This is a genomic window from Cohnella rhizoplanae, assembly GCF_948329515.1.
Taxonomy (GTDB): domain Bacteria; phylum Bacillota; class Bacilli; order Paenibacillales; family Paenibacillaceae; genus Cohnella; species Cohnella rhizoplanae.
Genome location: NZ_CAOJCN010000051.1, coordinates 1 through 5,052 on the forward strand (window position 1 = coordinate 1; position 5,052 = coordinate 5,052).

Annotated in this window: 5 protein-coding genes; all 5 read right to left on the bottom strand. The window is 42.4% G+C overall.

All coding sequences use genetic code 11. The features are described 5' to 3' along the window. Positions 1–60: 60 nt before the first annotated feature. The 5 genes from PQG80_RS28680 to PQG80_RS28700 all read right to left on the bottom strand — a co-directional run bounded on the left by PQG80_RS28680 (position 61) and on the right by PQG80_RS28700 (position 4,986). Positions 61–399 carry a metal-sensitive transcriptional regulator gene (locus tag PQG80_RS28680; protein WP_271755271.1) on the bottom strand — a complete coding sequence of 113 codons (339 nt, stop codon included), beginning with the start codon at positions 397–399 and terminating at the stop codon, positions 61–63. A gap of 291 nt (positions 400–690) precedes the next feature. Further along, positions 691–2,136 carry an MFS transporter gene (locus PQG80_RS28685; RefSeq protein ID WP_271755272.1) on the bottom strand — a complete coding sequence of 482 codons (1,446 nt, stop codon included), beginning with the start codon at positions 2,134–2,136 and terminating at the stop codon, positions 691–693. A gap of 328 nt (positions 2,137–2,464) precedes the next feature. Continuing rightward, a complete protein-coding gene (locus tag PQG80_RS28690; protein WP_271755273.1) occupies positions 2,465–2,788 on the bottom strand; it encodes a hypothetical protein in 324 nt (107 codons plus the stop codon). A 1,209-nt stretch (positions 2,789–3,997) separates the two neighbouring features. Then, positions 3,998–4,504 (bottom strand): hypothetical protein, encoded by a 507-nt coding sequence (locus tag PQG80_RS28695; protein WP_271755275.1) that lies wholly within the window; start codon positions 4,502–4,504, stop codon positions 3,998–4,000. Positions 4,505–4,599: 95 nt separating this feature from the next. Further along, positions 4,600–4,986 carry a DNA sulfur modification protein DndB gene (locus PQG80_RS28700; RefSeq protein ID WP_271755276.1) on the bottom strand — a complete coding sequence of 129 codons (387 nt, stop codon included), beginning with the start codon at positions 4,984–4,986 and terminating at the stop codon, positions 4,600–4,602. Between the last annotated feature and the right edge of the window lie 66 nt (positions 4,987–5,052).

Sequence of the window (5,052 nt, forward strand, 5' to 3'; positions counted from 1 at the left end):
CCCCCCATCCCTATATTGAATTTAAAACAAAAGGGATTCTCACGAATCCCAGGGGAATCCTTATTTCATAAGTTTATCTATGGTGAGTAGTAGTTCGTCGATCATTTCGTTCTCTCCATCTTGAATACGCTCGATCACACAGCTCTTCATGTGATGCTCCAAAAGAAGTTTTCCTACACCGTTCAATGCTGATTGGACCGACGAAATTTGATTGAGCACATCGTCGCAGTACGTATCCTTCTCAATCATACCCTTAAGTCCCCGAACCTGACCTTCGATTCGGTTGAGGCGGCTTATCAAATTGTTTTTTGTTTTTTCAGAATGGTGACTTTGCCGCCCTTTTGTGCCGCATGAATCGTGGGTAGGCGTCTGGGCATTATCTTGTGTAAGTTGCTCCATCCAATTCACTCCTTTCACATTTATTGTACACTAGGGCCCCTACCCTATACAAAAAACGGTTCAGCCAAGTGAATCGTCATCGCCAATGTTTATTGATTCGGCTTTCTCAAGAAAAGCAGCGCGATGACACCGCGCCTACGACTGCGGCGATCGCAGCGCCGATGAACGGATCCAAGATGGTGATGCCAAAGTCTTAATAACTTACCCCACGCTTCCCCCCCCGTACAATATGGCAAACCTCCAGCCAAGTATTTGCGACTCGGCCGGAGAGAACCCACGAGAAAACCCACATTACATCGCTGCAGTGGCGTTTGATTCACCTTGCTTAGGTGAGCGGATAAATAGCAGCGCTAAGATCGCTCCTGCAAAAGCAACCATACTGGACCAGAAAAATGCTTCATGAAATCCGGCATTAAGAGCGGTTAATGGATCGACTCCAGTTTGAGATGCTGACGTTGAAGCAGCGATCGCAACCATGATTGCTAAACTAATAGCTGAGCCAATCTGATAACTTGTATTGGCAAGACCAGATGCTAGGCCAGCATCTTCCGGTTTGGCCCCTGACATGGATGCCATCGTTGCTGGGATATAGGCAAGCGACATCCCGAGCGCACCTAATAGTGATGCTGGAAGTATATTTCCCACGAAAGTGCCGTTTATAGGCGTGTTTCCGGAGAATATAAGCATCGAAACTCCAAGCGCGATCAATCCGATGACTAAAATAGCTTTCATGCCGAACTTTCCAATTAATTTTCCTGTGATAAACATCATGAAAACAGCAATCAATATCGTCATCGGCAGTAAAGCCACCCCGCCTGCGAACGCCGAAAACTTCAAAACCTGTTGCATATAAAGATTGAGTAAATACCAAAGAGGGATCCATCCGCCGGAAAGCATAATGAGTGCGATATTACCTGCAGCCAGATTAGGCGCTTTAAAAATCCGAAGCGGCACGAGCGGTTCTTTTTTCACCGCTTGAATGATGAGGAAGAGAACAAAAAGTACGGCTCCCAAAATAATTGTCCAAAGGGTGGATGAGGATCCCCATCCATGGTGTTCCGCAGTCACGATGCCAGAAACGATCAGTACCAATGCTGCTGTAACAAAGATGGCGCCTAGGATGTCTATGCTCCCTTTTCTGCGTATCCCTTTCGCAAGTAAGCCCGGAGCTAGGAGCAAAGCAACTAAGCCGACCGGAACGTTAATTAAGAATGTCCATTTCCAACTTAGCCACTCAGTGATGACTCCTCCAAGAAACACTCCCGCCGATCCGCCGGCCGCGGCTGATGCCCCCCAGAATCCTAGAGCCTTGCCCAGTTCCTTGGGATTTCCACCAAACAGCATTATGACGATCGTTAGAGCTGAAGGTGCTATTAAGGCGGAGCCAAATCCCTGTAAGGCGCGGCCAACATTCAGCACCTCATCGCTCCAAGCAAGGCCGGCAAGCAAAGATGCCAGAGTTAGAATGGAGAATCCCCACATGAAGATGTTTCGTTGGCCAAAGAGATCCGATAGACGACCTCCAAGCAACAACAATCCGCCAAAGAAAATGACATACGCATTAAATACCCACTGCAAACTTTCTTGTGTGTAGCCAAGCGCTTCCTTAATTGCCGGCAGCGCTACCCCGATAATTGATGTATCCATAATGACCATAAAGTTTGCAATACACAGTAGAGCCAACGCCTTCCAACGTTTGGGATTGGCCTGTGACGATGCCTGAGATTGTGTAGACATGATTTAACCTCCATCTGATCATGAACTACCGATTGGTTCCTTGTTCTCCTTTACCGCTGTGACGGCCGTCAAGTTTTGTGGTAACGGATTCCATTCGGAGTTCTCGGATTCATTATAGTATAGCCCCCCACCCTATAGTCAAGATATATTTTGATTGGTTTCAATGCCAGTCCATGTTTTAGCTTCCACCAGGATCTATTAGAAATTAACCCAATCCTAAATAAGAGGATTGGGTTGTGACCGCAATTGCTGAGTTAGATGATTTTAGAAAACGGCAAACAGGCTGCTTGTAAATGTATAAACACCATAGCTAAAGAGGACAACAGCGTTATGTTGTTTTTCCTTTGTTGGCGATTTTCGTCCACGACTCTCCATCGTCGCGGCCTATAAAAACATTCCTTCTGATCGTAGCGATAGAGATTTCAGAAGGGTCGGCTGGATTTTGTGAGATAAAGCTGATCATGTCTTCCCGATCCACTTCCTTGATAGCCATTTCTTTGAAGATATTCCCGTTTTGCAGTATTTGATAAATGATCCGCTCATTTGCAACTGCTGCGAACAATTCGCCTTGCACTCCGTAGGTTAGTGCGGTTACAGCTCTCCCTTCGAGCAGCTGCTGAAAACTTATAGTAATCTGCCTTCTCGTCTTCAATATAGTTGATTAACTTCTTGAAATCCAACATTGAACATCCCCTTCTGCAGCTTTCATATCAAATTGCTTCAGCGTTGTGAAATGCGGCCGAATTAACGCGAAAAATCCAATCAGACTCTGATATCTTTGTTTGTTGGTTGCCAGTTATCGGAATGATTTTGTTTCCGTTCTCCCTGACTTCTATAATCGCCGTTACATCAATTGAGAAATACAAGTCACCAGAACGAACCCCTTATATGGCAGAGATATCGTTTGAATCAAATATCCAATCCCAATTCTCTATAACCAGAGCCTTGATTGAACACACGAATATTAGGTTGAACTTGACCCACAGCTTTCTTAAAGAAAGTAGAGTTAACCTTTGCTGATACCTGAATATCCAAAATGTTTTGAAGCCTGTGTGATTGATCCAACACCTGGATGTCAACAAACTGGATGCTTTCAGAGATTTTTAAAAACACTGATGGGAATTCTCTGTATGTTTAAAATATGTTTCAACTTTAGTTTCAACTAGCTCATATATTTTAAATAGATGTGCCGCGCGACTGTCTGAAGCAACCCGATGACTATTTTCCGAAGCCTTCCCGCTTCCACAGAAGCAACGTTCGTTCTTAGGCATAAACTACCTCCAGCATTTATAATTCCCGCCTGTAAATATTCGCCAAAATATGACTAATTCCCTTCTCCTAAAAGTGATAGACTATAGAAACTCCCACCTCTTTAAATGCAAAGAGCCGAGCAGCAATCTGCTCGACCCAATCTATTACTGAAGAATTCCTTCTCAACATCCTTACTGAAACTCTAGACTGGCAATTTCTCGACAAATCCTTCGTATAACACCTGATCCCAGCGCATTCTTCTAGATTGCTTCTAGCCCTGCACAAAGATAAGGATTTTTAGCATAGGATAAATATTTTTTGCCTAGTTTTTTTTCTTGTTATTAAGTCGATCTCGCATATGCCCAATGTAAACTTGGTTAGGATCACTTGGATTATAAATTTGATTAACTGCTTTATCTATATTATGAATTTCACTTGCAAAGTCTTTCGCATTTAGATAAAAACCAATCGTACGTTTCATAACCTTATAATATCGAAATAAAATTACTTTAGGCTTGTTATGACCGAGAGTTTCAAGTTCAAATAAAACCAACTTAATATAGGGGTTTTCCCACATACCACATGTACACCAACATTCGTAGTTAATGATTTAAGCTAACATTTGATCTCTAAAATCTTCTGCCAACATTCTAGAACCGCTCATTCCCTTAATGTACTTCAACGGTCCTTTTGACGACCAGTCTACATCTAGTTTATTAGTAGCTATCGTGAGCAGTTTTAGGTCGACATGTTTTTTTCCTTCTGGAATGCAAGTAAGAATAACTTTCAGACCTGCGATTGACAATGCATCCAAGCACACGATATGTGTCAAACGAAAATCCTTGTAGTCACTCCATTCATTAATGAACCTATTTTTTATCGAATCAAAATAGGTTAAAGCAACGGCCAATTTTTCTTTTTTCGAAAGACAAGATACTTGCTGATCAGCAGTTAGGAGATGAATTGAGCGATATAAATTTTGCAATGTTACATGACGGCCAGTACTTCTTTTACCTATTACAGATCCAATGTTGTAAAATGGACTTTCCTTATTGAGCATTAACTCAGTCGAGATCCAGCTAATTTCATCTGAATCTCTTCGCAAATATTTGCTCAAGGACGTTCCAATTCCTTTAGCTTTTGTGTTGATCGTATCAAAGAGCTTGATCTCTTCATCTTCATCTAATGAATGGAACGCTAAAAATGGTACATTCAGATCAGAGTGTGTTTCCCGAATATACTTCTCAATCCCCCCATTCGGTGCTGACCATCCATTAATGATGCCTTACCTTTGCAGATCAAGCGGCCGTACGAAGGTCTTTGTTTATCATAAGAAACAAAATCCCAGTTGGAAGCTGCATTAAGCAATATTGGAGTGAATAATGCATCTTCCCCTTTTGATAAATACTGAGCAAAATCTTCGCACCGCTTACCATCTACTGGTCTCTGGTATCCTTTTCCAGAAGGTAAATCATAGGGCTTTACAAATGTCAATTGCGTACCTATTGACGCAGGAAAATGGCTTTGGTAAGCCACCTTTCCTCGCATTTTGCACTGGATTACATTCTCTATCACAATCGGATTAGGAAGTTCGAACATATTGTTGTCTTCTCTCCTTTGCAGTACCATTCCTATCTAAATATAGATCTTATATGATCTAAATTC